Annotated in this window: 21 protein-coding genes; 13 read left to right on the top strand and 8 right to left on the bottom strand. The window is 70.9% G+C overall.

Features of this window, described 5'->3' with window-relative positions; all coding sequences use genetic code 11:
* Positions 1-51 precede the first annotated feature (51 nt).
* Complete coding sequence (gene pdxR / locus Pth03_RS06810; RefSeq protein ID WP_203943248.1) at positions 52-1,425, bottom strand: MocR-like pyridoxine biosynthesis transcription factor PdxR; 1,374 nt, start codon at positions 1,423-1,425, stop codon at positions 52-54.
* A 67-nt stretch (positions 1,426-1,492) separates the two neighbouring features.
* Between pdxR and Pth03_RS06805 the strand changes: the two genes are divergently transcribed.
* The 10 genes from Pth03_RS06805 (at position 1,493) to Pth03_RS06760 (ending at position 15,297) form a co-directional block, all read left to right on the top strand.
* The gene (locus tag Pth03_RS06805) at positions 1,493-2,452 is read left to right on the top strand and encodes a DMT family transporter (RefSeq protein WP_239118812.1); all 960 of its coding nucleotides are present in this window, start codon (positions 1,493-1,495) and stop codon (positions 2,450-2,452) included.
* 179 nt (positions 2,453-2,631) lie between these two features.
* Positions 2,632-4,284: a fumarate hydratase gene (locus Pth03_RS06800; RefSeq protein ID WP_203943247.1), complete on the top strand. Its 1,653-nt coding sequence runs from the start codon at positions 2,632-2,634 to the stop codon at positions 4,282-4,284.
* Between the two features lie 99 nt (positions 4,285-4,383).
* A complete protein-coding gene (locus Pth03_RS41305) occupies positions 4,384-5,772 on the top strand; it encodes a serine/threonine-protein kinase (protein WP_239118811.1) in 1,389 nt (462 codons plus the stop codon).
* A 42-nt stretch (positions 5,773-5,814) separates the two neighbouring features.
* A complete protein-coding gene (locus Pth03_RS06790; protein ID WP_203943246.1) occupies positions 5,815-7,422 on the top strand; it encodes a serine/threonine-protein kinase in 1,608 nt (535 codons plus the stop codon).
* 12 nt (positions 7,423-7,434) lie between these two features.
* A complete protein-coding gene (locus tag Pth03_RS06785; protein ID WP_203943245.1) occupies positions 7,435-8,826 on the top strand; it encodes a class II fumarate hydratase in 1,392 nt (463 codons plus the stop codon).
* Between the two features lie 67 nt (positions 8,827-8,893).
* Complete coding sequence (locus tag Pth03_RS06780; RefSeq protein ID WP_203943244.1) at positions 8,894-9,655, top strand: 3-hydroxybutyrate dehydrogenase; 762 nt, start codon at positions 8,894-8,896, stop codon at positions 9,653-9,655.
* 1 nt (position 9,656) lies between these two features.
* Complete coding sequence (locus Pth03_RS06775) at positions 9,657-11,510, top strand: helix-turn-helix domain-containing protein (protein ID WP_239118810.1); 1,854 nt, start codon at positions 9,657-9,659, stop codon at positions 11,508-11,510.
* 78 nt (positions 11,511-11,588) lie between these two features.
* Complete coding sequence (locus Pth03_RS06770) at positions 11,589-12,944, top strand: MFS transporter (protein ID WP_203943243.1); 1,356 nt, start codon at positions 11,589-11,591, stop codon at positions 12,942-12,944.
* Positions 12,944-14,281, top strand: a complete 1,338-nt coding sequence (locus Pth03_RS06765; RefSeq protein WP_239118809.1) for a 3-hydroxybutyrate oligomer hydrolase family protein — start codon at positions 12,944-12,946, stop codon at positions 14,279-14,281. Before Pth03_RS06770 ends, Pth03_RS06765 begins: the two co-directional genes overlap by 1 nt.
* Positions 14,278-15,297 carry an alpha/beta fold hydrolase gene (locus Pth03_RS06760; RefSeq protein WP_203943241.1) on the top strand — a complete coding sequence of 340 codons (1,020 nt, stop codon included), beginning with the start codon at positions 14,278-14,280 and terminating at the stop codon, positions 15,295-15,297. The genes Pth03_RS06765 and Pth03_RS06760 overlap by 4 nt, the downstream gene beginning before the upstream one ends.
* Here the strand turns inward: Pth03_RS06760 and Pth03_RS06755 are convergent.
* Positions 15,279-17,204, bottom strand: a complete 1,926-nt coding sequence (locus Pth03_RS06755; protein ID WP_203943240.1) for a glycosyltransferase family 2 protein — start codon at positions 17,202-17,204, stop codon at positions 15,279-15,281. The two genes, Pth03_RS06760 and Pth03_RS06755, sit on opposite strands and share 19 nt — an antisense overlap.
* Before the next feature lie 118 nt (positions 17,205-17,322).
* A complete protein-coding gene (locus tag Pth03_RS06750; RefSeq protein ID WP_239118808.1) occupies positions 17,323-18,084 on the bottom strand; it encodes an aggregation-promoting factor C-terminal-like domain-containing protein in 762 nt (253 codons plus the stop codon).
* A 247-nt stretch (positions 18,085-18,331) separates the two neighbouring features.
* On the opposite strand from Pth03_RS06750, the gene Pth03_RS06745 reads away from it, so the two are divergent.
* The 3 genes from Pth03_RS06745 to Pth03_RS06735 are packed head-to-tail and all read left to right on the top strand — an operon-like array spanning position 18,332 to position 21,026.
* The gene (locus tag Pth03_RS06745; protein WP_203943239.1) at positions 18,332-19,006 is read left to right on the top strand and encodes a response regulator; all 675 of its coding nucleotides are present in this window, start codon (positions 18,332-18,334) and stop codon (positions 19,004-19,006) included.
* Complete coding sequence (locus Pth03_RS06740; RefSeq protein ID WP_203943238.1) at positions 19,003-20,433, top strand: ATP-binding protein; 1,431 nt, start codon at positions 19,003-19,005, stop codon at positions 20,431-20,433. Before Pth03_RS06745 ends, Pth03_RS06740 begins: the two co-directional genes overlap by 4 nt.
* Before the next feature lie 8 nt (positions 20,434-20,441).
* Positions 20,442-21,026 carry a hypothetical protein gene (locus Pth03_RS06735; RefSeq protein ID WP_203943237.1) on the top strand — a complete coding sequence of 195 codons (585 nt, stop codon included), beginning with the start codon at positions 20,442-20,444 and terminating at the stop codon, positions 21,024-21,026.
* Between the two features lie 6 nt (positions 21,027-21,032).
* Here Pth03_RS06735 and phoH2 read toward each other — a convergent pair whose 3' ends face one another.
* The 5 genes from phoH2 to Pth03_RS06710 form a co-directional block, all read right to left on the bottom strand.
* On the bottom strand, positions 21,033-22,343 hold the full coding sequence (gene phoH2 / locus Pth03_RS06730; protein WP_275413040.1) for an RNA 5'-3' helicase PhoH2: 1,311 nt from the start codon (positions 22,341-22,343) through the stop codon (positions 21,033-21,035).
* 263 nt (positions 22,344-22,606) lie between these two features.
* On the bottom strand, positions 22,607-23,368 hold the full coding sequence (locus Pth03_RS06725) for an isoprenyl transferase (protein WP_203943236.1): 762 nt from the start codon (positions 23,366-23,368) through the stop codon (positions 22,607-22,609).
* A gap of 42 nt (positions 23,369-23,410) precedes the next feature.
* On the bottom strand, positions 23,411-23,836 hold the full coding sequence (locus tag Pth03_RS06720) for an SCO6045 C-terminal-like domain-containing protein (protein ID WP_203943235.1): 426 nt from the start codon (positions 23,834-23,836) through the stop codon (positions 23,411-23,413).
* Entirely contained in the window at positions 23,829-24,674 is an 846-nt protein-coding gene (locus Pth03_RS06715) for an MbnB/TglH/ChrH family RiPP precursor modification enzyme (protein WP_239118807.1), read from the bottom strand. The genes Pth03_RS06720 and Pth03_RS06715 overlap by 8 nt, the downstream gene beginning before the upstream one ends.
* Positions 24,646-25,641 carry a TIGR04222 domain-containing membrane protein gene (locus tag Pth03_RS06710; RefSeq protein ID WP_203943233.1) on the bottom strand — a complete coding sequence of 332 codons (996 nt, stop codon included), beginning with the start codon at positions 25,639-25,641 and terminating at the stop codon, positions 24,646-24,648. Before Pth03_RS06710 ends, Pth03_RS06715 begins: the two co-directional genes overlap by 29 nt.
* Between the last annotated feature and the right edge of the window lie 107 nt (positions 25,642-25,748).

Raw genomic sequence — 25,748 nt, 5'->3', positions numbered from 1 at the left:
CGCCCTGCCCGCCACGAGACCGCGTACACCGGTTACGACGCGCCGGCCTCGTCAACGTGTCCCGGCGTTCCGGCCGGCCCGGGAGGCGACCTCCTCCACGGCCTTTCGGATGCGATGGGCCGGCAGGCGGGCGAATCCGATGACGAGCGCATGCGCGGCTCCCCCGCCGTTCCTGGTCACCGGGTCGACGCTCAGCCCCGCCGCCCGGGCCGCCTCCGCGATCACCTCCTGCCGGCCGTCGGGCATCTCGGCGTAGAGGTGGAGCCCGGCGGAGATCCCGTGGACGGCGATCTCAGGGAGGTGCTCGGCGAGGGCGGCCGTCATCGCGTCCCTGCGGGTCCGGTACTCCCTGCGCATGCGGCGCAGGTGCCTGTCGTAACCGCCGGACGCGATGAGGTGGGCGAGGGCGTGCTGGTCGATGACCGGCGAGCCCAGGTCGAGCTCGCCCCTGGCCTGCCGTACGGACCGGGCGAGGGCGGGCGGGGCCACGAGCCAGCCGAGCCGCAGGCCGGGGGCGAGCGCCTTGCTGACGCTGCCCGCGAGCACCACCCGGTCGGGCGCGAGCCCCTGCAGGCAGCCCACCGGCTCCCGGTCGAACCGGAAGTCGGCGTCGTAGTCGTCCTCCAGCACCAGCGCGCCCGATTCCGCCGCCCAGGCGATCACCTCGGCCCGGCGGCGTGGTGAGAGCACGACGCCCGTCGGGTACTGGTGGGCGGGCGTGAGGAGCACGACCTCGGCCCCGGTCTTCGCGAGATCGCCGACGACGATGCCCTCGTCGTCGACCGGCACCCCGACCATGTCCGCCCCGGCGCGGGCGAGCAGCGGGAGCTGGCGGGGGCTCGTGGGGTCCTCCACCGCCAGGACCACGTCGCGCCCCGCCCGCTCGGCCAGGACGCGCACGACCAGGCTGAGTCCCTGCGCCATGCCGGTGACGACCACCACGTTCTCCGGCGCCGCATCCGCGGCGCGCACCCTACGCAAATAGGACGCCAACTGTTCACGCAGCTCGAGGACCCCGCCCGGATCGCCGTAATCAAGCGCGTCGTTGGGAGCCGTCGCGAGGACGTGCCTGATGGCGGCCAGCCACAACCGGCGGGGGAAGGACGCCAGGTCGGGCGAGGTCGGGCGGTGCCCGTAGTAGGAGGCGGCTTCCGGCCGCTCCGCCGCCTGCGGCCTGCTCGGCGCAGCGGCGACCCGGGTGCCCACGCCGACCCTCGCCTCCAGGAACCCCTCGGCGACGAGCTGCTCGTAGGCCTCGACGACGACGCCACGCGACAGGCCGAGGTCTCTCGCGAGATCGCGGCTCGCCGGGAGGCGAGTGCCCTGGGCCAGCCGTCCCGACCTGATCGACGCTCTCAGCTCGCGGGCGATCTGCCCGGCGAGCCCGCCGGCGGCCCGGTCGAGTGTGAGATGGAGATCCGCCATTGGTACCCGATTTCGCCGCCCGATTGGACTGATTCAGTGAACCATTGGCTTCCTAGCATCTCCACCTGTGACCTCCGTTGCCAGAACCGCCTCCGGCCAGGGGAAGGCGGCCGCCGCAGCCACCGCGGCGATGTTCATGGTCGGGACTCTGGCCGCCGTCTCCGACGTCGTCGACGGCTATCCGTTGTACGGCGGGCAGGCCGTGCGTTACGCGATCGCCGCAGTGATCTTCTTCGTCGTCGTCCGGATCGGTAGGCCCATACGGCCGGCACGGCTGGGGCCGGCCGCGTGGGGGCTGCTGTGCGCCCTGTCGCTGACCGGCCTGGTGATCTTCAACGTGTGCGTGATCGAGGCGACCCGGGCGTCGGGGCCCGCCCTGGTCGGGACGGTGCTGGCGACCGTGCCGCTGGCGCTGGCGCTGCTCGGCCCGCTCGCCGAGGGGTCGGGGCCGTCCCGCCCGTCGCTCCGGACGGTCGTCGCGGCGCTGATCGTGGTGTCGGGAGCCGTCCTCGTGGTGGGGCTCGGCAGCGGCAACCTCGCGGGCCTGTTGTGGTCGCTCGGCGCCGTCACCTGCGAACTGTGCTTCTCCCTGCTCTCGCTGCCGCTGCTGCCCACGCTGGGAGCGGTCAGGACATCGGCCTACTCGACGGCGCTGGCCGTGCCGTTCCTCCTGGTCATCGGGCTGGTCGTGGACGGGGACACGATGTTCAGGATGCCCACGGCCGCGGAGGCGGCCGGACTGGGTTATCTGGCGGTGATCGTGACGACGGTGCCGTTCGTCCTCTGGTACACCGCGCTGCCCCGGCTCGGACCCGACCGGGCCGGACTGTTCGCCGGAATGATCCCCATCGGGGCGATCACAGCCTCGGTGGTGATCGGCCTGGGTGTGCCGTCGGCCGCCGACCTCGCCGGGGCCGTGATCGTCATCGCCGGGATCGTGTTCGGACTGCGGACGACCGGTTCGAGCGTTCGTCGTGGAGTTCGTGCAGCACGAGAGCGAGCAGCGAGAACGCCAGCGCGACCATGATTCCCGCACCAAAGAAGATCATTATCAGGACTCCGCCGCTCATGGCCGCCTCCTTGTCTTCTCACGTGAAATTTATCCCGTTTTATACACATATAGACCTATAAATCCGCTCAAAACTTGGAGCGCAGCGAAGGCCGTACGCTTTGGAGGAAACCGCTGAGAGGCAAGGGACCGAGGAAATGCCGGAGTTCGACTACACCGACCTGTTGCCACTGGGCCCGGACGAAACCGAATACCGCCTGATCACCACCGAGGGGGTGCGCGTCACCGAGGCCGCCGGGCGGAGGTTCCTGGAGGTCGACCCGGAGGCCCTGCGCCTGCTCACGGAGACCGCCGTTCATGACATCTCCCACTACCTCCGCTCATCCCACCTCGCACAGCTCCGGAAGATCGTCGACGACCCCGAGTCGAGCGGCAACGACCGTTTCGTGGCGCTCGACCTGCTGAAGAACGCGAGCATCTCGGCGGGCGGGGTGCTCCCGATGTGCCAGGACACCGGCACCGCGATCGTCATGGGCAAGCGGGGCAGGCACGTCCTCACCGACGGGCGCGACGCCGAGCACGTCAGCCGCGGCGTGTACGACGCGTACACCAAGCTGAACCTGCGCTACTCGCAGATGGCCCCGCTGACCATGTGGGACGAGAAGAACACCGGCAACAACCTGCCCGCCCAGATCGAGCTGTACGCCGAGGACCCCGGGGGCCACGCGGACGAGTACAAGCTGCTGTTCATGGCCAAGGGCGGCGGCTCGGCCAACAAGTCGTTCCTCTACCAGGAAACCAAGGCCGTCCTCAACGAGAAGCGCATGCTGCAGTTCCTCGAGGAGAAGATCCGCTCGCTCGGCACCGCCGCCTGCCCGCCGTACCATCTGGCGATCGTGGTGGGCGGCACCAGCGCCGAGTTCGCGCTCAAGACGGCCAAGTACGCCTCGGCGCGTTACCTGGACTCCATCCCGACCGAGGGGTCCACGAGCGGCCACGGCTTCCGCGACCTGGAGCTGGAGAAGAAGGTCTTCGAGCTCACCCAGAAGCTCGGCATCGGCGCGCAGTTCGGCGGCAAGTACTTCTGCCACGACGTCCGGGTGATCCGCCTGCCCCGGCACGGCGCGTCCTGCCCTGTCGCGATCGCGGTCAGCTGCAGCGCCGACCGGCAGGCCCTGGCGAAGATCACCCCCGAGGGCGTCTTCCTGGAGCAACTGGAGACCGACCCGGCCCGGTTCCTTCCCGACACGACCGACGAGCACCTCTCGGACGACGTCGTCGCCGTCGACCTCAACCGCCCGATGAGCGAGGTCCTCGCCGAGCTCACGAAATATCCCGTCAAGACGCGCCTCTCCCTCACCGGCCCCCTTGTCGTCGCCCGCGACATCGCCCACGCGAAGATCGCCGAACTGCTCGACGACGGCGGTGAGATGCCTCAGTACATGAAGGATCACGCGGTCTACTACGCGGGACCGGCCAAGACGCCGGAAGGGTACGCCTCCGGGTCGTTCGGCCCGACCACGGCCGGGCGCATGGACTCCTACGTGGAGCGGTTCCAGGCCGCGGGCGGGTCCATGGTGATGCTGGCCAAGGGCAACCGGTCCAAGCAGGTCACCGACGCGTGCCGCGAGCACGGGGGCTTCTACCTCGGGTCGATCGGCGGCCCCGCCGCCCGCCTGGCGCAGGACTGCATCAAGAAGGTGGAGGTCCTCGAATACCCCGAGCTGGGCATGGAGGCCGTCTGGAAGATCGAGGTCGTCGATTTCCCGGCCTTCATCGTGGTCGACGACAAGGGAGAGGATTTCTTCGCCGACACCACGGGACCGGTGCTCACCATCGGCCGCCGCTGACTTCTCGAACATAAAGTCAGAACATTTGACAGAAGATCTCAACAATTTCCCGGCATGGTCTCTACAGGTCATGTGGCACGAATCGGTAAGCTGCCACCCATGCGTGCGCCATCCGGATACCAGTTAGCCGCGCGCTACCGGCTCATAGAACCGGTAGGCCGCGGCGGCATGGGAACCGTTTGGCGCGCCCGGGACGAACTTCTCGACCGCGACGTCGCTGTCAAAGAGGTCCGGCTGCCCCTCGTGCTCGACGAGGAGTTGCGGGCCGAGTTGTGCGCGCGCACCGAACGGGAGGGGCGGGCCACCGCCATGGTGGCCCATCCCTCGGTCATCACCGTCTTCGACGTGGTCACCGAGGACGACCGCCCGTGGATCGTCATGGAGCTCCTGAAGGCCCAGTCGCTCGAAGAGATCATCAAGCGGGACGGCCCGCTGCACCCGCGCCTCGTGGCCGACATCGGCAGGCAGGTGCTGGGCGCGCTGCGCGCCGTGCACGCCAAGGGCATCCTCCACCGCGACGTCAAGCCCAGCAACGTGCTGGTCACCCAGGACCGGGCCGTGCTGACCGACTTCGGGCTGGCCGCCCTCGAAGGCGACATTCCCCTCACGCAGGCGGGCATCGTGCTCGGCTCGGCCGGATACATCGCGCCGGAGCGCGTCCTCGGCGACAAGGCGAGCTCCGCCGCCGACCTGTGGTCGCTCGGCGCGACGCTCTACACCGCCGTGGAGGGACGCGGCCTGCACGGCCGCCGTACGGCAGCCGCCGCCCTGGCCGCGCTGACCAGCGGGGCGCCCATCCCGATGGAGCGGGCGGGCCCGCTCGCGCCCATCCTTCGCGGGCTGCTCCAGATCGACCCGGCCGCCCGTCTCGACGGAGTCCACGCGGCCTACCTCCTCGGCAGGATCGCCGCCGGAGGCACGATCGAGGACGTCAGCCCGCATTACACGCCGGCGCGGCCCACGCCTCCGTCGGCCGTACCCGCTGCGCTCGCCCCGGGCGGCGCTCCCGCGTCGCCCGCTCCCCCGGTCGCCACGCCGGAGGCGCCCATGGCGTCCGCCGCGCTGCGTAAGCCGTCCCATCGCGGGCAGCACCGCGCGGACGCCCGGCCGCAGCCGCGGGTGGCGCCGCAGGGGCGCCAGCGCGACCCGCGAGACTCCGGCCCGCACCGGACGCTGCCGCAGGGCCCGGGCGGATCGGGTACGCGCGCCCAGGCTCCCGGGCCGCAACCCGTTGGACAGCAGGCGTCTGGGCAGCAGGCGTCGCGGGCCGACGGTGCACGTGCGCAGTCGTCGCGGACGTCGAGTGGCGCGCCCTCGCGTGTCCAGTCCTCGCGCACGCAGCCGTCGCGGCGGCAGGCCGAGGGCGTGCACCGCAAGCCCAACGGCTCGCCGCTGCACCATGTCGTGCGTGAACCCGTGATCCGGCGGCTGATCCAGGTGATCGCACTGGTCCTTCCACGCCGCTACCGGCCCAAGAAGCGCAAGTGACCGCAAAGCGTTTCCCTTCGGAAATCGCTTATCTTTTTTCTCATGCCGGAACAGCAACCGCGGCTGATCGCCGGTCGGTACGAACTGATCGCGCCCATCGGCCGGGGCACGATGGGGACCGTCTGGCGGGCCTTCGACCGATCACTGACCCGCGTCGTGGCGATCAAGCAGATCCGCCAGGACCCGGCGCTCAGCCGGGCGCAACGCGAGGAACTGCGGGAGCGCCTGCTCCGCGAAGGCCGCAGCGCGGCCCGGGTGATCCACCCCTCCGTCGCCACCATCCATGACGCGATCGAGGCCGAAGGCAACCCGTGGATCATCATGGAACTCGTCGAGGGCCGCTCGCTGGAGCAGGTCATCGAAGAGGAGGGTCCGCTGCCCCCGAGGATGGTCGCGCAGATCGGATACGACCTGCTCGGCGCGCTGCGGACCGCGCACGCCCAGGGCATCCTCCACCGTGACGTCAAGCCGGGAAACGTGCTGCTGACCGACTCCGGAAGGGTCGTGCTGACCGACTTCGGCATCGCCAAGGCCGCGGGCGACAGCCCCCTCACGCAGACCGGCATGGTGATCGGGTCACCCGGCTACACCGCGCCGGAGCGGGCCAGAGGCGACTACACCGGCCCCGAGTCCGACATGTGGTCCCTCGGCGCGACGCTCTACTTCGCCGTCGAGGGGCGGCCCGCCTACGAACGCGCGTCGCTCCAGGAGACGCTCGCCGCCCTCATGAGCGAGGCCGCCGACCCGCCCACCCAGGCGGGGCCGTTGCGTCCCGTGCTGGACGGCCTGCTGAACAAGGACCACACCGTACGGCTCTCGCCGGAACGGGCGGCCACGATGTTGCGCGCGGCGGCCGCCACGCCGTCCACGCGGGCCCCAGAAGCGGGCCAACCCGAGCCCAGCAAACCGGGGCCCAGCAAACCAGGGTCCAGTAAACCGGGGCCCAGTCAGCCGGGGGCCGTCCAGCCCGGACCCAGCCGGCAGGAGCCCAGCCGGCCGCAGCCGGGCGAACCGCGGCCCGCGACGGTTCAGCCCACATCGGGTCGGCCCCCGGCTGAGCGGCCCGCACAGCCCGCGCCGAGCCGGCCTGCGGGCGAGCCGCGCGGGCCCGCCGTCGGCGACGACGAGGGGACGAGGGTGATCAGGCGCCTGCCGACCGGCCCTCCTCCCGGCCTTCGGCGCACCCCCGGACCGCCGCCGACTCCGGCGCCGAGGCCCCCAGTGCCGGGATCATCAGTGCCGGGGTCACCTGTACCGAGGCCCCCAGTACCGGGGTCCGCAGTGCCGGGCTCCGCGGTGCCGGGTGAGCCGGGCGACGAGGCCGCGGCGCCCGGACGGGCCCGCCCCCGCACGCCGTTCGGAACCCCTCAGGGTCACGCCACGCCCCCTGTCGCTCCCGGAGCCCCCGCCGTTCCCGGCGCACCCGGTGTTCCGGGCGCTCCCAGCGTTCCAGGCGCTCCGGGCGCTCCCGGTGACGGCGGCCCTCAGCGCGGCCTCGGCACCGACCTGTTCTCCATGCAGGGCAACCCCTCACGCCCGGAGACCGACCACAGAACCCGCGCGCTCGTGGTGGCCGCGGGCGTGATCATCGCCTTCATCCTGCTCACCGTCCTGGCGATGGCGGCCTTCGCCGCCGACGTCCACGGTTGATAGGACTGGTCCATGGACGATTTCCGAATCGAGCACGACTCCATGGGTGAGGTGCGGGTGCCCGCCCACGCGAAATGGCGGGCCCAGACACAGCGGGCCGTGGAGAACTTCCCCGTCTCCGGCCGCGGCCTCGAACCGGCGCACATCTCCGCCCTCGGCCGCATCAAGGCGGCCTGCGCCGTGGTCAACGCCGAGTACGGAGTCGTCGACAAAGACCTGGCCGAGGCCGTACGGGACGCCGCGAACGAGGTCGCGGAAGGGCGCTGGAACAACCAGTTCCCGGTGGACGTGTTCCAGACCGGCTCGGGCACCTCGTCGAACATGAACGCCAACGAGGTGATCGCGACGCTCGCCGAAGAGCGGCTGGGCCGCCCCGTCCACCCCAACGACCACGTCAACGCGGCGCAGTCGTCCAACGACGTGTTCCCGTCGTCGATCCATGTCGCCGCGACGTACGCGGTCGTGCACGAACTGACCCCCGCGCTCGAACACCTGTCGTCGGCGCTGGAGGAGAAGGCGGTCGAGTTCGCCGACGTGGTCAAGTCGGGCAGGACCCACCTCATGGACGCCACCCCGGTCACGCTCGGCCAGGAGTTCGGTGGCTATTCGGCGCAGATCGAGCTGGGGATCGAGCGGCTCCAGAGCGTGCTCCCCCGCCTCGCCGAGCTGCCTCTGGGCGGCACCGCCGTCGGCACCGGCATCAACGTGCCCGCCCCCGGCTGGGCCGCCTCCGTCATCGCGGAGCTGAGCCGTACGACCGGGTTGCCGTTCACCGAGGCCAGGAACCACTTCGAGGCGCAGGGCGCCAGGGACGGGCTGGTCGAGCTGTCGGGCGTGCTGCGGGTGATCGCCGTCTCCCTCAACAAGATCGCCAACGACCTCCGGTGGATGGGCTCGGGGCCGCGCGCCGGCCTCGGGGAGATCAACCTGCCCGACCTCCAGCCGGGGTCGTCGATCATGCCGGGCAAGGTGAACCCGGTGATCCCCGAAGCGGTCACGATGGTGGCCGCGCAGGTGGTCGGCAACGACGCGACGATCGGCATGGCGGGGGCGGCGGGCGCCTTCGAGCTCAACGTGATGCTGCCCGTCATGGCGCGCAACGCGCTGGAGTCGATCAGGCTGCTGGCCAATGTCTCGCGGCTGCTCGCCGACCGGTGCGTCAGCGGGATCACCGCCAACGCCGACCGGCTGCGGGAGTACGCCGAGTCGTCTCCGTCGATCGTGACCCCGCTGAACCGCTACCTGGGGTACGAGGAGGCGGCCAAGATCGCCAAACAGGCGCTGGCGGAACGCAAGACGATCAGGCAGGTCGTCGTCGAGCGCGGCCACGTCGCCGACGGCACCCTGACGGAGGAACAGCTCGACGAGATCCTCGACGTGCTTTCGATGACCCGGCCCACATAAGACGATGAAGATCTATGTCTCCGCCCACCATGGGCCGCTCCCGTCCCGATTCCTAGGGTGAATCGTCATGAGCCTTGAAGGGCGTACCGCTCTGGTGACGGGCGCGGGCAGCGGTATCGGCCGGGCATGCGCCCACCGGCTGGCCGCCGCGGGCGCGCGAGTGTTCGTCGCCGACGTCAACGGCGACGCCGCGGCCAAAGCGGCCTCGGAGGTCGGCGGCACGCCGGTGGTCGTCGACCTGTCGGATCCGGGATTCCTTGCCGCGTGGCGTGACCAGGTCGGCGGGGAGATCTCCGCCGACATCGTGGTCAACAACGCGGGGTTCCAGCACGTCGCGCCGATCGAGGAGTTCCCTCCCGAGGTCTTCTCCAAGATTCTCCGCGTGATGGTCGAGGCGCCGTTCCTGCTGGTCCGCGCGGTCCTGCCCGGCATGTACGAACGCGGCTGGGGGCGGATCGTCAACATCTCGTCGGTCCACGGCCTGCGGGCCTCGCCGTACAAGTCGGCGTATGTCACGGCCAAGCATGGCCTGGAGGGGCTGTCCAAGGTCATCGCCCTCGAAGGGGCGGCCCACGGCGTGACCTCCAACTGCATCAATCCGGCCTACGTGCGTACTCCCCTGGTGGAGAACCAGATCGCCGATCAGGCGCGCGCCCACGGGATCAGCGAGGACGAGGTCGTGGAGCAGATCATGCTCCAGCCCGCCGCGGTCAAGCGCCTGATCGAGCCGGACGAGGTGGCCGAGATGGTGGCTTATCTTTGCGGTCCGCAGGGATCGTTCATCACCGGAGTCTCGATCCCGCTCGACGGAGGATGGAGCGCCCGCTGACGTGAACGTCTACCTCGAACTCCTGGTCAGAGAGGCCTCCGCCGTGGAGTTCGAGGGGCCCGTCCTGCAGGCCCGCGCCTCCGGAGCCGACCCCGCGACTCTGGAGGAGCTGGAGCAGGCCAAGGTCGCCGCGCTCAAGGTACGCGCGATGTTGCGCAGGAGGGCCAAGCGGGAGGCCGAGCTGTCCGCCCTGTTCGACACCGCGAGCGACCTGGCGGGCCTGACCGATCTCGACGCCGTACTCGAGGCGATCGTGCACCGAGCCAGGCTGCTGCTCGGCACCGACATCGCCTACATGACGCTGAACGATCCCGAGCACGGCGACACGTACATGCGGGTGACCGACGGTTCCATCTCCGCGCACTTCCGGCGGGTACGGCTCGGCATGGGCGCCGGCCTCGGCGGGCTCGTCGCGCAGACGGGCATGCCGTACAACACGGCGGACTACTTCGCCGACCCGCGCTTCCGGCACACGAGCACCATCGACGAGGCGGTGCAGGAGGAGGGCCTGGTGGCCATCCTCGGTGTGCCGCTGCGCATCGGCACGCAGGTCATCGGCGTGCTGTTCGCCGCCAACCGCAGCGCCAGGCCGTTCCTCCAGGAGGAGGTGGCACTGCTGGTGTCGCTGGCGGCGCACGCCGCGGTCGCCATCGACAACGCGCGCCTGCTGCAGGAGACCCGCGCCGCGCTCGCCGAGCTGAGCCAGGCCAACGGCCTCATCCGGGCGCACAGCGAGGCCATCGAGCGCGCCGCCGACGCCCACGACCGCATGACCGGGCTCGTGCTGCGCGGCGGCGGCGTGGAAGACGTGGCGGCGGTCGTGACCGAGGTGCTCGGCGGCAGCCTGACCGTCCTCGACGACGAGGGCAGGCCGCTCGTGGGCCAGGCGAGCGACCTCGACTCCGGGGTCTTCGACGCCGCCCAGTCCTCGCGCGCGCTCGGCCGTACGGTCAAGAGGGGCGACATGTTCGTGGCCTCGGTCGACGTGGGCGCCGCGCCGCTGTGCACGCTGGTGCTGCGGACCGAACGGCCCGTCGCCGACACCGACCAGCGCATCCTGGAGCGGGCCGCCATCGTCACCGCGCTGCTCCTGCTGTTCCGCCGCAGCGTCGCCGAGGCCGAAGGCAGGGTGCGCGGCGAACTGCTCGACGACCTCATCTCGCGGCCCGACCTCGCCGGCCTGCGCGACCGGGCCCGCCGGCTCGGCGTGGACCTCGCCGCCCCGCACGTCGTGATCGTGGCGCGGCACGGAGGGCAGCGGGAACGCGCCGCCTTCTGGGCGTCGTCGCAGGCGTCCCTCGCGCATGGTCTGGCCGCCGCACGCGGCGACGAGGTCGTGCTCCTCCTACCTGGGGACAAACCCGGCCTCATGGCCCGGCGCGCCGCCGCCGACCTCAGCGCCTCCCTCGGGCGTCCCGCCACGGCGGGCGCCGCCGGGGGTGGTTCCATCGACGTCGCCGGCGCCTACCGGGAGGCGCAGCGCTGCGCCGACGCGCTCGTCTCGCTGGGCCGTACGGGGGACGGCGCCAGCGCGGAGGAGCTCGGGTTCGTCGGTCTGCTGATCGGCGAGGGACGCGACGTGTCCGGCTTCCTCGTCTCGGCGCTCGGCCCGGTCATCGACTACGACAGCCGGCGCGGCACCAACCTGATCAAGACGCTGACCGCCTATTTCGGCACCGGCGGCTCGCTGTCGCGCACGGCCGACACGCTGCACATCCACGTCAACACGGTGACCCAGCGGCTCGACCGGGTCGGGCAGCTCCTCGGCTCCGACTGGCAGGAGCCCGAGCGCGCACTGGAGATCCAGCTCGCCCTGAGGCTGTACCGCCTCCGAACCCACATGCATGACGCCTGAGGTGTGTGTGAAGGCCCCATAGGAGTGACCGGGGTCACTGCGTACGTTGGCCGGAACCCCCCATGCGAGGAGTTCGACATGGTCAGCACCCCCCAACCCCGCACCAGAATCGGCAAGATCGTCGGAGCCAGCCTGATCGGCACCACGATCGAGTGGTACGACTTCTTCCTGTACGGCTCCGCGGCTGCCCTCGTCTTCAACAAGCTCTTCTTCCCGAACGAGGACGCGCTCACGGGCACGCTCCTCTCCTTCCTCACGTACGCCGTCGGCTTCGTGGCCCGCCCGCTCGGCGGCCTGGTGTTCGGCCACTACGGCGACCGGCTCGGCCGTAAGCGCCTGCTGGTCATCAGCCTCCTGATGATGGGCGGCGCCACCTTCCTGATCGGCCTCCTGCCGACCTACGCCACGCTCGGCACCGGGGCGGCGCTGCTCCTGACCCTGCTCCGGCTCATTCAGGGATTCGCCCTCGGCGGTGAATGGGGCGGCGCGGTGCTGCTGGTCTCCGAACACGGCAACCCGCGCAACCGCGGTTTCTGGGCGTCCTGGCCGCAGGCGGGCGCCCCCGGCGGAAACCTCATCGCCACCGGCGTGCTCGCGCTGCTCACGGCGGTCCAGCCCGAGGACGCCTTCCTCTCGTGGGGCTGGCGCATCCCGTTCCTGCTGTCCGGCGTGCTCGTGCTGATCGGCCTGTGGATCCGGCTCACCGTGACCGAGTCCCCGGTGTTCCAGCAGGCGCTGGCCAAGCAGCAGGAGGACAAGACGCCGTCGATGCCGATCCTCGACGTGCTGCGCTACCACTGGCGAGACGTCGTCCTCGCGATCGGCGCCCGGCTCGCCGAGAACATCTCCTACTACGTGATCACGGCCTTCATCCTGGTCTACGCGACGGAGGCGTCCGGGCTGCCCAAGCAGACCGCCCTCAACGCGGTGCTGATCGCCTCGGCGATCCACTTCGCCACCATCCCCCTGTGGGGCGCACTGTCCGACCGGGTCGGCCGCCGGCCCGTCTACCTGTTCGGCGCCGCCGGGACCGGCCTGTGGGCGTTCGCGTTCTTCCCTCTGATCGACACCAAGTCGTTCTTCCTGCTCACCCTCGCCGTGACCGTCGGCCTGATCTTCCACGGCGCCATGTACGGCCCGCAGGCGGCGTTCTTCTCGGAGATGTTCGGCACCCGCATGCGCTACTCGGGCGTGTCGATCGGCTACCAGCTCGCCTCGATCGTGGCGGGCGCGCTCGCCCCGATCATCGCCGTCTGGCTGCTCGGCACCTTCGATTCCGGCCTTCCCGTCTCCGTCTACGTGGCGATCGCGGCCGTGCTCACCCTCATCTCGGTCCTGGTGACCAAGGAGACCCGCGAGCGCGACCTCACCGCGGTCGAGCCGAGCTCCACCCCCGGCCAGCCGGCCGCCGTTCACATCGTCAAGGAGGCATGATGTCCCGCCGCGTCAAGGGACTGCTCGTCGCCGCGGTGGTCGCCGCCGCCGGCCTGTCCGCCGCACCCGCGTCCGCGTCCACCTGCCGCAGCATCGCCGTACCGGGCGCCGAGCACCAGATCGGCGCGTGCCTCGACGACCTCACCACGGCGGGCACCGTGGCCTCCGGGCACACCGATGTGAGCGACTGGTCGGGGCTCAGCTCGCCCGGCGCAGTCAACCCGACCGGGGTGCCCGGCATGCAGATCGACGGGTACTTCCCCGACACCTCCACCACCGACACCAATCACGGGTGGAACCACGACTCGCAGTTCGTCATCCGGCTGCCCGAGCACTGGAACGGCGGCCTGGTCGTCGCCGGCTCGCCCGGCAACCGGGAGACCTACGCCAACGACTTCACCATCTCCGACTGGGCGCTCGCCAAGGGCTACGCCTACGCCGCGACCGACAAGGGCAACACCGGCACCAACTTCTTCCTCGACGGCAAGCGCCCAGGCGACGCGGTCGCCGAATGGAACGACCGGGTCAGCCAGCTCGCCGTCGCCGCCAAGAAGGTCGTCAAGAAGCGGTACGGCAAGGCCCCGAAGACCTCCATCGTGGCCGGCCAGTCCAACGGCGGCTACCTCGTGCGGTGGCAGCTGGAGAACCGGCCCGACCTGTGGGACGGCGGCGTCGACTGGGAGGGCGTCCTGTGGACGGCCGACGGTCCCAACCTGCTGACGTTCCTGCCGCCCGCGCTGCGGGCCTACCCGGCGGGGAACACCGCGGGCATGCTCGCCGCGGGATTCGCGCCCGGCTCCACGTTCCTGTGGCCGTTCCACTACCAGATCTACTGGGACCTCACCCAGCGGATCTACCGTGAGGAGTTCGATCCGGACTTCGACGGCGCCACCCAGGCGGGCACGCCGTTCTGCGCCTCCGGAACCCCCGCGTGCGACACCGACTACGACTACGCGTCCCGTCCGAAGAGCGTGCACAAGGCCGTGGAGCGGGTCTCCCTCACCGGCAAGATCAAGCGTCCGCTGATCACCGTGCACGGCACTCTGGACACGTTGCTCCCGATCAGCCAGGATTCGGACGTCTACGCCACGATGGTCGCCGACCAGCACCGCGACCGCCTGTTCCGGTACTACCGGATCGAGGACGGCAACCACGTGGACGGGCTGTACCCGAGCTTCCCCGACCAGCTGCGCCCGCTGCTGCCCTGCTTCCGCAGCGCGTTCACCGCTCTCGAGCAGTGGATCGGCACCGGCGCGCAACCCCCCGCCAGCACCACCGTTCCCCGCCCCGCCACGGGCGACCTGGAAAACACCTGCTCTCTCGGAGCCACCACATGAGTCCTTCCATCAAGGCCGAGCGCGTCACCACTCCGCGTCTGACGCTCAACCTCCTGTCAGTGCCGGAGTCGGCGGGCGAGCCCGTCCTGTTCGTCCACGGCAACGTCTCCTCCAGCACGTTCTGGCGGTCGACGATGCTGGCGATCGCCGGTGACGTCCAGCCCTTCGCCGTCGACCTGCGCGGGTTCGGCGACACCGACCCCGAGCCCGTCGACGCCTCCCGCGGAGTGCGCGACTACTCCGACGACGTACTGGCGCTGCTCGACGTCATCGGCCCCGCCCACCTGGTCGGCTGGAGCCTGGGCGGAGCCGTCGTCATGCAGGCCCTGCGCGACCGGCCCGAGGCGGTCAAGAGCCTCGTCCTGGTCAACCCCTGCTCGCCGTACGGCTTCGGCGGCACGCAGGGCCCGGACGGCGTGCTCACCTACGCCGACGGCGCGGGATCGGGCGGCGGGGCGGCGAACCCCGACTTCGTGGCGGCGATCAAGGCACGCGACCTGACGGCGGACTCGCCCGTCTCCCCGCGTTCGGTGCTGCGCGCGGCCTACGTGGCGCCCGGCACGGACATCAGCGAGGAGGAGGACGCCTTCGTCGAGTCGATGTTGTCCACCCGCCTCGGCGAGGACCACTACCCGGGCGACACGGTGGCGACCGACGCGTGGCCGGGCATCGCACCGGGCAAGCGGGGCGTGCTCAACACGCTGGCCCCCACCAACTTCCGCATCGACGACCTGCACACGATCGACCCAAAGCCGCCCATCCTGTGGATCCGCGGCACGCAGGACGTCATCGTCTCCGACACGTCACTGTTCGACCTCGCCCACCTGGGCGCGATCGGTGCGGTCCCGGGCTGGGACGGCACGCCGGCCCAGCCGATGGTGACCCAGACGCGGGCGGCGCTCGACCTGTACGGCGCCTACCGTGAGGTGGCCGTCGAGGGCGCCGGGCACGGCCCGCACCTCGACAGGCCGGCCGAGTTCCGCGAGGCGCTCCTCGCTCACCTGCTCGGCCGGTAGCGGCGGATCCGGCCGGCGAGCCTCCTCAGCAGAGGCGGAGCCGGCCGCGTCCCGGCGGGCAGGACGCGCACCTGCCCGCCGCGGCCCACCGCGAGGCCGAACAGCAGGTCGACGTCCCTCTCCCCGATCCGCAGGCTCGGCCGCCACGACCCCGGCCCGAGCGTGTCGTCTCCGCCCATCCGGCTCACCGGCACCTTGGCGATCAGCTGGCCGGCCACCCGTCCCGGGATGCCCGGCTCGACGAGGGCGGGCACCGCCATGCTGCGCCCGCGCCCGTCGCGCTCCCGCAGCACCAGCTCCGCCGCGGGCCCGCCGCTGGGCGGCACGTACGGCACGGGCACGACGACGAACACGTGCCCTTCCTGGCGGGCGACCGACGCCTTCGAAGAAACGAGGGCGATCGACTCGGGAAATGACTTCGGCTCGACGCAGACGCTCAGCTCGCCGCGCTTGGACCAGCACGGCATCACCAGCCGCCGGGGGTGCTCGGCGAGCACGCCCGCGCAGTTCATCGTCATGCCGGGCCGCGCGACCCTGGTGCGGCCGGGATGCACGCCGCGCATCCGCACATGGACCTCCCAGAGCCCCGGGCGCAGCGGCCGGCCGAGCGCCGCCGACCCCACGTCGAGCCGGGCCTCGCCGCACGCCCACACGCGCACCTGGTCGCCCACGGACGCCCGGCCGACCGAGCAGGTCACCGGGAGGAAGTACATGACGCCGCTTTCCGCGTCGCGAATGTAGACCTCCATGCGGGCCTTACGCGCGGCGTCGGTGACGTCGGCCGCCTCCCGGTCGAGCAGCCCGTCCATCGGCACCAGGGGAGTCCACAGCAACCGTCCGCCGTCGTCGCGGAACCACAGCGGAGTGCCGTCGGCCCGCACGATCTCGACGCCGAGGTCGAGGGCGAGCACGCTCTGCTCCCAGCGCACGTCGCGCAGTTCGGCGCGCAACCTGGTGCCCTGATAGGCCTCGGCGAGCTCGACCAGAGACCCGTACCTGCCGTGGCGCAGCAGCGCCACCCTGGCCCGCTGATGGACCGGCAGGTGGCCGTCCAGGGCGGGCGGGAACCTCTCGATGGTCAGGCGGCGGAGGAAGGCGAAAAGCGCGGCGCGCTCCTCGGTGGAGGCGGCCAGGAACCGGTTGCCTCCCAGCCGGCGCAGCCCGAGCACGCGGTACCAGTGCGCGTAGATGCGGTCGCGCTGGCGTCCGGGCGCGGTGTAGGCGTCGACGACGTCGAGAATCGCGTGCAGGCCGTCGAACAGTTGCTCCGCGCCGGGCGTCTCCTCCTCCGCCGGCCCGAGGTGGCAGCAGACCTCCCCGGCCAGGATCGCGACCACTTTCGCCGCGAGGTAGGCGCGGGTCACGAACGACTGCTCCGACAACGGCCGGTCCGGGAAGCGGAGTTGCCGGGCCTCCAGGAACTCGCGGTTGAACAGCTTGTGCGCCGTCGGCAACGCCAGGAGGTGGTCACGCACGACGTCGGCGCGCGGCTCGTTCTTCGTGAAGGCCGACAAGGGCGGCCCGCCGTCCACCAGCCTGCCGACCAGCACGTCCGCGTCGGTCTCCACGGCCATGCCGTACATGTGCTCCAGGGCGGAGCTCTCCAGCCGGTCGTACTGGTTCATCAGGTAGACGTAGTCGCCGCGGGCGACCGAAAGCCCCAGGTTGCGGGCCCGGGCAGGCGACCCGCCGGAGTCGAGACGCAGAACGCGGACGTTGGGCCTGTTGACGGCGATCGCGTCGAGCCGCCTGCGCGTCTCGTCGGCAGACCCGTCGTCGGCGAAGACGACCTCGTACTCTTCCGGCGGAAGCGACTGCTCGAGCAGTGAGCGCACGCACGCGCCGAAGGCGTCGTCCGCCAACCCGGGATTGAACACGGGCACGACCACGCTGACCTTCACACCCATGAGGCCAAGGGTGCAATGCGAGCCATCGCGATCCGCTCAGGCTTGCCGAAAGGTCGACCAAACCTGACCAGACAATAGATGGCGCGGGCGGGTGGCTTTCACCGCCCGCCCTCGGCGTCTAGTACCAGCCGGTGGACTGCGAGTGCGCCCAGGCGCTGCAGGGAGTGCCGTACCGGCCGGCGATGTATCCCAGGCCCCACTTGATCTGCGTGGCGGGGTTGGTCTGCCAGTCGGAGCCGGCGCTGGCCATCTTGCTGCCGGGCAGCGACTGCGGGATGCCGTAGGCACCGCTGTAGCTGTTCATCGCCCGCTCGTTCCAGTGGCTTTCCTTGTCCCAGAGCTTCTCCAGGCAGCCCCAGTCGGCGGCCCAGCCCTTAGCCTCGGCCATCTGCTTTCCGAGGGCCTTGTTGCTGCCGGGGTCGGGGTTGGATCCCGCCGGGAAGGCGACCGAGTTGAAGCCGCCGCCGGCCGGCGCCTTCTTGACGATCTTCACCGGGTCGAGGTCGGCCTTGCGGCCGTCGGTGACCGCCTTGAGCTCGGCCTCTTTCAGGGCCTGCGCGGCCTGCGCCTTGAGGGCGTCGTTCTCCGGGTTGGGCGCGTACGGATCGGCCTTCGCGATGTCCTCGAGGGTGAGCACGTTCTTCGGGGCGTTCGCGTTGTCGATGGCCGTGCGGACCACGTAGGCCGTGCCGCCGGCGAGGACGGCGACGGTGAGGCCGATGCCGGCGACCCGCTTGGGGGTCAGCCATCGGGGACCGGAGGGGGCCTCAGGCAGGTCCGGCCGGACGTCCTGCCGCTTCGGGCGGGCATCCTGCTTTTTCGACCGCGAGCGAGAACGCGACGAGGACGGGGCATCCTTCAGCTGCTGACCAGAGCTCACGGCAAATGAGCTTGCCCTGTCTTGGGGGGTGTTGCGCAACCCAATCGTGGAAGACGGTTGGTGTTGCCTTGACCTAATCCCCCACCCACATGGACTTTCCTTTGAAATGTGATTTTGCTCACATCATCCGTCAACGTGGTCGCGCCGGCCCCATCGACATGCGATCCCCCTTCGGTACCCGTTGCACCAGATGTCACATTTTCATGTATCAGAAGGGAGATCGACATGCCGCGTCCATAATGACCGCGTGGCAGGCATCCTCCTCGTCGAAGACGACCCCTCGGTCCGCGCCGGTCTGGAGCTCGCACTCGCACGCCAGGGCCACGCGGTGACCTCGTACGCGACCGGTGAGGACGCCCTCGAGCACATCCGCGGCCGGCGGCCCGAGATCGTCATCCTGGACGTGATGCTCCCGGGCATCGACGGGGTCGAGGTGTGCCGCCGCATCCGCAAGCTCGACTCGCTGCCCGTCATCCTGCTCACCGCCCGCGGCGACGACCTGGACGTGGTCGTCGGCCTGGAGGCCGGCGCGGACGACTACGTGGTCAAGCCGGTCGAGCCGCGCGTGCTCGACGCCCGCATCCGGGCGATATTGCGGCGGCTGGAGTTCGCCTCCGCCGACCGCGTCACCTTCGGCGACCTGGTCATCGACCGCGGTGCGCTCAAGATCAGCCTCCAGGGTCGCGAGATCCACCTCACGCCGACCGAGCTGCGGCTGCTGCTCGAGCTCGTGCGCCACCCAGGCCAGGTGCTCAACCGCCGCTACCTGCTGCGCGCCGTCTGGGACCACACGCATCTGGCGGACTCCCGGCTGGTCGACGCGTGCGTGCAGCGCATCCGGGCCAAGATCGAACCGGTGCCCGCCGACCCGGTATTCATCCACACGGTCCGCGGTTTCGGGTACCGCTTCAGTCCCCCATGAGCTGGCTGCCCACCGGCCTGCGGGGGCGGCTGGTGATCACCTTCACCCTCGTCGCGATCACCGCGTCAGCCATGGTGGCCGGGCTGGGATACCACCTCGTGCGCAGGGAACTGCTCGGCAGGGCCGAGCGCACCGACGTCGCCGACGTGCGCGACACGCTGTCGTCGGCGGTCCTGCCGATCGGTCTCGGCGACGTCGTGTGGCCGAACGGTCCCGCCGTCACCGACGACGACCTGGCGGCCCTCGCCAGGTCCCTGAGCGGCCCCGGCCGTACGGTGATCATGACCTATGGCGGGAGCCGGTACGTGAGCCCGGGGAGCCGGTACACCTTGACCGACGTGCCCGGCCCGTTCCGCGAGCTGGCCGGCAGGCGGCTCGCCTACCAGCACCTGAGCATCCGCCACGAGCCGCTCCTGCTCGTGGGGTCCCAGATCCAGCGGGTCAACCGGAGCGGCACGCAGGAGGCGACCGGTCTCACCGCCTATGTGTTCTTCTCCCTCGCCGACGAGGAAGGCGTCCTGGTCCGCCTGCGCAACGCCCTGGCCCAGGCCGGGGGCATCACCCTGACGATCGCCCTGACCGGGGCCCTGCTCTCGGCCCGGCGGGTACTGCTTCCCGTGCGCAGGCTCGGCGTCGCCGCCCGCGCGCTCGGCTCCGGTGATCTTCGCGTCCGGCTTCCCGTACGGGGACGCGACGAGCTGGCCGAGCTGACCGCGACGTTCAACGAGACCGCGGCGGCGCTGGAGCAGACGGTCTCGGAGCTGCGCACACTCGAGTCGATGTCGCGCCGCTTCGTCGCTGACGTCTCCCACGAGCTGCGCACGCCGCTGACCGCCATGACGGCGGTGACGGACATGCTCGCCGAGGACGCCTCCCGGCTGCCCGGAGACGCCGGGGAGGCGATACTCATCGTGATCCGCGAGATCGAACGGCTGCGCGTGCTGGTGGAGCACCTGATCGAGATCAGCCGTTTCGACGCGGGCGCGGTGGTGCTCCGCAAGGAGAGGGTCGACGTGGGCGTCGCGCTGGCCGACGCACTGGAGGTGCGCGGCTGGGCGGGTCAGGTGAAGCTCACGACCCCGGTGGGCCTGAGGTTCTCAGTCGATTCACGCCGGTTCGACGTGATCGTCGCCAACCTCGTGGGCAACGCCCTGAACCACGGCCTCCCGCCCGTGGAGGTCCGCGCAGAGGTGATCAAGGGTGAGCTGGTGATCAGCGTCCGCGACCACGGGGAGGGCATCCCCGAGCACGCGCTGCCCCACGTCTTCGACAGGTTCTTCAAGGCCGGATCCGGCCGGGCGCGGAGCGGGGGCAGCGGACTGGGGCTGGCGATCGCCAAGGCCAACGCGGAGCTGCACGACGGCACCCTCACCGTGGAACGGTGTACGCCGGGCACCCTCTTCCGGTTGCGGATCCCCCGGTCATGAGCGCGGTCATGAGCGCGGACATCTGGGCCGCCACGCGAAGCCCCGGCCCCCGGCGTGCCGCCCGATTCGCGGCGGCGCTCTTCACCGCGATCTGCACCGCCGTGTGCGCGGCCTGCGGGGTGGCCCCCACCGGGGTCATGGACGCCGGTCCCGCCCCCGTCGCGCGCGGGGCCTCCGCGGTCTCCCGCATCTACCTCGTGCGCGAGGGGCGGTTGCACCTGACGACCGTGCCCATCGGCTCGCAGTACGTCAACGACCTGATAACCGCCCTGTTCGAGGCGCGCGACATGCCCGCGGAAGGCCTGACCACCGAACTGGACGGGCTCGAACTCACGCAGGTGCAGCTGGTACGCGACCCCAGCAGCCGCAACGACCCAGGCGTCTCGCCGAGCCTGCTCGTGCGCGTCTTCGTCAGCGGAGGGAAGATCCCCACGCCGGCCATGGCGCAGATCACCTGTACGGCACGGCTGCGCTCGGAGGTGTGGGGCGTGGAGATCGCGCACGGGGCTCCCGGCAGCGCGCGGTCATTGCAGATCCACACGTGCCGGGAGTATTGGGATCTGGCGCCCAGGGACGGCCGTCTCCCCCCGTGACCGTCGTCAGACGGCGATGTTCTCCAGCATCTCCGTCACCAGGGCGGCGATCGGAGAACGCTCCGACCTGGTCAGCGTGATGTGCGCGAACAACGGGTGGCCCTTGAGCTTCTCGACCACCGCCACGACGCCGTCGTGCCGGCCGACGCGCAGGTTGTCGCGCTGGGCGATGTCGTGGGTGAGGATCACGCGGGAGTTGGCGCCGATGCGCGACAGCACGGTCAGCAGCACCCCGCGCTCCAGCGACTGCGCCTCGTCCACGATGACGAACGCGTCGTGCAGCGAGCGCCCGCGGATGTGGGTCAGGGGCAGGACCTCGAGCATCCCCCGGTCGAGAACCTCCTCGATCACCTCGGGGGTCGTCACGGCTCCCAGGGTGTCGAAGACGGCCTGCGCCCAGGGCCCCATCTTCTCGTTCTCCGAGCCGGGCAGGTAGCCGAGCTCCTGGCCGCCCACGGCGTACAGGGGGCGGAAGACGATGACCTTGCGGTGCTGGCGGCGCTCCAGCACCGCCTCCAGGCCCGCGCACAGGGCCAGGGCCGACTTGCCGGTGCCGGCGCGGCCGCCCATGGAGACGATGCCGACCTCGGGGTCCATGAGCAGGTCGAGGGCGATCCGCTGCTCGGCCGACCTGCCGCGCAGCCCGAACACCTCCCGCTCGCCCCGGACCACCCGTACGGACTTGTCCGGCATGACGCGGCCCAGCGCGGAGCCGCGGCTCGACAGCAGGCGCAGGCCGGTGTGGCAGGGAAGCTCGCGGGCCTCCTCCAGGTCGGCGGAGCCGGCCTCGAAGAGCGCCTCCACCTCTTCGGTCGTGACCTGGAGCTCGGCCATGCCAGTCCAGCCCGACTCGACCACCATTCCCGCGCGGTACTCCTCGGCGGCCAGGCCGATGGAGGCCGCCTTGACGCGCATCGGCAGGTCCTTCGACACGAGGACCACGTCGCGTCCCTCGGCCGCGAGGTTCTGCGCGACCGTGAGGATCCGCGTGTCGTTGTCCCCGAGACGGAACCCGGCCGGGAGGACGGATGGATCACTATGGTTGAGCTCGACCCGGATGGTGCCGTCGCCGATCGGCATCGGCTCATCCAACCGCCCGTGCCGCACCCGAAGGTCGTCCAGGAAGCGGAGGGCCTCGCGGGCGAAGTACCCCAGTTCGGGGTGGTGCCGCTTGGCCTCCAGCTCGGTGACGACAACGATCGGGAGGACGACCTCGTGCTCGTCGAAGCGGTTCATCGCCGCCGGGTCAGCGAGCAGGACCGAGGTGTCCAGAACGTAGGTGCGGGATGCGGACGGGTTGTTCGAGGACACTGCCACGCGTTCTCCCCCGGGCACCGGAGACGGCGCCCTGCCTTGACTGGTGGTGAACGGACCGGGCCCGTGACCTGCCGAAGCAGACCGGGACTCCGGCCTTCCTCGCAAGGTCGTGACGCAAGGACGGGCCCTCTCCCCAGGTAAGAGCCATCGACCTGGTCGATGGCGGCTTACCTACCACGGTACGTAATGAAGCCCCGCAGCCCAATAGGTGGGCGTTGTCCGAAAGAGGCAGTTCACATACCGTTTTAAATGATCTCGGCGGCCTAGAAGCCGTACCGCCGGTTGCGCGCGGCGTACGAACGGAGCGCCCGCAGGAAGTCGACCCTGCGGAAATCGGGCCAGTAGGCCTCGCAGAAGTAGAACTCGGAGTGGGCGCTCTGCCAGAGCAGGAATCCGGACAGTCGCTGCTCTCCCGAGGTCCGGATGACGAGGTCCGGGTCGGGGAGTCCGCGCGTGTAGAGATGCTCGGCGATGTGCTCCACATCGAGGACCTCGACGAGGTCTTCGATGCTCGCGCCCTTGCTGGCGTGCTCCTGGAGGAGGGAGCGCACCGCATCAGCGATCTCACGCCTTCCTCCATACCCAACCGCAACGTTCACAATCAGCCCGGGACGATGCGATGTGGTTTCTTTTGCCTCTTTGAGGACACGAGCCGTGTGATCGGGCAGCAGGTCAAGGGAACCCATGGGCTTGACGTGCCAGCCCTGCTCGACGATGTCCTGCACGAGGCCCTCGATGACCTGCAACAACGGCTCGAGTTCGGCCTTGTCCCTGGAAAGGTTGTCGGTCGAGAGCAACCACAGCGTCACGTATTCGACACCCGCCTCCCGGCACCACACCAGGAGCTCGGAGATCTTGTCGGCGCCCTTCTGGTGGCCGTGGCTGACGTCGCGCAGCCCCATGGCCCTGGCCCACCGCCGGTTGCCGTCCACGATGACGCCGACGTGCCGGGGGATCTGGTCGGGGGAGAGCTTGCGCTCGAGCCTGCGCTCGTACAGCTTGTACACGAGATCGCGCACGCCCATGAAGTCCTCTTCCCTTGCGACCTGGGAGCCTCGGTGAGGCAATTATCGCGGCCCCTGCAGGGTAGACGCGCCATGGCCCTCATCACCGGACGGGTATCGGCCCTGTGAACTGAGCCACTCCGCGAATGCCCGGGCGTCGGCTCGCGAACCCCCCGGCGGCCTGGGCCGGCCGGTCGCATAGTCGGCGAACGCGGCGGCGAAGCCGGGGCCGAGCCCCCTGACCAGTTCGGGGCGCAGCCGGGCGACCAGGCCCCTCCGCTTGGCGATCAGGCTGCGGGCCTGGATCCCGACACGTTCGGCGTCGAACCCCTCGGGCACGCCGCCGCCCGCCACGAGAGCCGCCAGGAGCGCCCCCTGCGCGACTCTGAGCGCCTCGCGGGCCTGCCCCGCCTCTCCGCCCCCGGGGGGCCTCGCCGCGCCGCCACGAGGCTCCCCCGCCGCGGCGTGCGCGGGCCGCCCGTCAGCCACGTACGGCCCCGCCGCGCGACATGGCCGCCCTGATCCGGTCCAGCTCGGCGGCGAGCACTGAGTCGCTCGGGTAGTCGTCGTCCCATTCGAGCAACACGCCCGGCGGCCGGACCCGGACGCACAACTCCGCGAGGAGGTCGAGCACGGCGTCCGGCGCGGCCGCCGTGTGCGTGTCGTGCCAGACGCCCCCGTGGAGGTGGCCCCCGGCCACGTGCACGTACGCGAGCCTGCCGAGGGGTAGCCCGTCGAGCGCCTCCCGCGCGTCCAGGCCCAGGTTGACCTGGTTGGTGTACAGGTTGGCCACGTCGATCAGGAGACCCACCCCGGTCCGCTCGACCAGCTCGCCGAGGAACTCGGCCTCGGTCAGCTCGTCGTCCGGCCAGCCGAACAGCGCGGCGACGTTCTCCAGCGCGAGAGGCACCGGAAGCTCGGCCTGCGCGAGCCGTACGTTCTCCGCGATGACCGACAGCGCCTCGCGGGTGCGCGGAACGGGCAGGAGGTGGCCCGCCTCCAGCTCTCCCCCGCGGACGAACGCCAGGTGCTCGCTCACCAGCGGCGCGTCCAGTGCCTGGGCGCAGGCGGCCAGGTGGGCGAGCCGGCTCGCGTCGGGCCGGTCGGCCCCGCCGATTCCCAGGCCGACGCCGTGCGGGATGACGGGCACGCCGCGGCCGCGCAACACGGCCAGCGACTCGGGGATGTCCGCGGGATCGACGCTCTCCGCGATCACCTCGACGAAGTCGACGCCGAGCCGTTCGACGGTCAGGTCGATCTCGGGGCGCCATCCGATGCCGACGCCCAGCCCGGCCCGCTCAGTTCCCGCCTCCGCAGCCCCCACCACCGCATCCTCCTCCGCAACTCGATCCGCCTCCGCAACCGCCGACATTGCCGATGGCATGGCCACCGACATGGCCACCGTCGCCGGAGTAGAAGGCTCCGCTGCCGCAACTGCCCGCGGCGCAGCTGTTGTAGTCGGGCTTCTCCCGCAGGACGCCCACTTGGTCGATCTCCGCGGCGACGGCTTGGTCGCTCATGGAGCCGAGGCCGTAGAGCGCGACGGCGAAGCCCGCGTACGCGCCGCTCGCCGCGATCGCCCGAGGCGCGCGGGGCGTGCGCGCCATCGCCTTCCTGAGCGCCGCCCGGCCCGCCGGGGTGACCGGGCTGGAAAGGACACGTGTGTTCCGCAGGTAGACGGCGAACCCGAAGAGGCCCGTGGCACCGGCGACGGCCACCACGGCGACGGTCGGAACGCTCCAGGGCACCAGATCTGCGAACGCCACCAGGAGCGTGACCACCATCACCGAGAACGCGGTCACCGCATAGGACGCGAGCTGGGTGTTGAGCCGGCGCGGCCGGCTCAACGCACCGTCGGGCGCCAGCGCGCCGCCCGCGATCAGGCGCAGCTTGATCTCCGCCATCTCGGAGCTCTGCCCGACGGCGTGCCTGATCTCCGCTGCCCCTTCGCCGCCGGGTGTGCCGGCCCGGTCGAGGACGGCCTGCTCCACTGCTTCGAGATCCACTGCTTCAAGATCCGGGGGTTCGAGACCCGGGGCACCGGATCCCGAGACACGGCTGACGCGGCCGCCACGCGACACGCGGACGAACTCTCGCGCCACCAGCTCGGAGATGGCCGCGTTGACGACGCGGCGCGGGCCCCCGGCCAGGTAGGCCAGGTGATAGCGGCCGAGCCGGTCCGCGCCCTCGGGCGGCGGGGTGCCGACCTCGGCGACCATGGCCAGCGCCTTCACCGCCGTGGACGCGACCAGCCACGCGGCGATGAGCGCCGCCACTGCAAGCACGAACTCCATGTCCGCCTCCTGGGGGGAGGAGGGGGCACGATACGGCTCGCGCCCCGCCTACTCAGTAGACGCCCGGGCATCCCCAGAAGTTTCGCATCCGGGGCGCAAGCCGTACA

This window comes from Planotetraspora thailandica (assembly GCF_016863335.1).
GTDB classification, from domain to species: domain Bacteria; phylum Actinomycetota; class Actinomycetes; order Streptosporangiales; family Streptosporangiaceae; genus Planotetraspora; species Planotetraspora thailandica.
This window is presented reverse-complemented; position numbering and strand designations above follow the sequence as displayed.

Excerpts from the sequence above, each read along its gene's own strand:
- pdxR (WP_203943248.1), bottom strand. The coding sequence starts at position 1,425 with ATGGCGGATCTCCATCTCACACTCGACCGGGCCGCCGGCGGGCTCGCC.
- Pth03_RS06800 (WP_203943247.1), top strand. The coding sequence starts at position 2,632 with ATGCCGGAGTTCGACTACACCGACCTGTTGCCACTGGGCCCGGACGAA.
- Pth03_RS41305 (WP_239118811.1), top strand. The coding sequence starts at position 4,384 with ATGCGTGCGCCATCCGGATACCAGTTAGCCGCGCGCTACCGGCTCATA.
- Pth03_RS06790 (WP_203943246.1), top strand. The coding sequence starts at position 5,815 with ATGCCGGAACAGCAACCGCGGCTGATCGCCGGTCGGTACGAACTGATC.
- Pth03_RS06785 (WP_203943245.1), top strand. The coding sequence starts at position 7,435 with ATGGACGATTTCCGAATCGAGCACGACTCCATGGGTGAGGTGCGGGTG.
- Pth03_RS06780 (WP_203943244.1), top strand. The coding sequence starts at position 8,894 with ATGAGCCTTGAAGGGCGTACCGCTCTGGTGACGGGCGCGGGCAGCGGT.
- Pth03_RS06770 (WP_203943243.1), top strand. The coding sequence starts at position 11,589 with ATGGTCAGCACCCCCCAACCCCGCACCAGAATCGGCAAGATCGTCGGA.
- Pth03_RS06765 (WP_239118809.1), top strand. The coding sequence starts at position 12,944 with ATGTCCCGCCGCGTCAAGGGACTGCTCGTCGCCGCGGTGGTCGCCGCC.
- Pth03_RS06760 (WP_203943241.1), top strand. The coding sequence starts at position 14,278 with ATGAGTCCTTCCATCAAGGCCGAGCGCGTCACCACTCCGCGTCTGACG.
- Pth03_RS06755 (WP_203943240.1), bottom strand. The coding sequence starts at position 17,204 with ATGGGTGTGAAGGTCAGCGTGGTCGTGCCCGTGTTCAATCCCGGGTTG.
- Pth03_RS06740 (WP_203943238.1), top strand. The coding sequence starts at position 19,003 with ATGAGCTGGCTGCCCACCGGCCTGCGGGGGCGGCTGGTGATCACCTTC.
- Pth03_RS06735 (WP_203943237.1), top strand. The coding sequence starts at position 20,442 with ATGAGCGCGGACATCTGGGCCGCCACGCGAAGCCCCGGCCCCCGGCGT.
- Pth03_RS06725 (WP_203943236.1), bottom strand. The coding sequence starts at position 23,368 with ATGGGCGTGCGCGATCTCGTGTACAAGCTGTACGAGCGCAGGCTCGAG.
- Pth03_RS06710 (WP_203943233.1), bottom strand. The coding sequence starts at position 25,641 with ATGGAGTTCGTGCTTGCAGTGGCGGCGCTCATCGCCGCGTGGCTGGTC.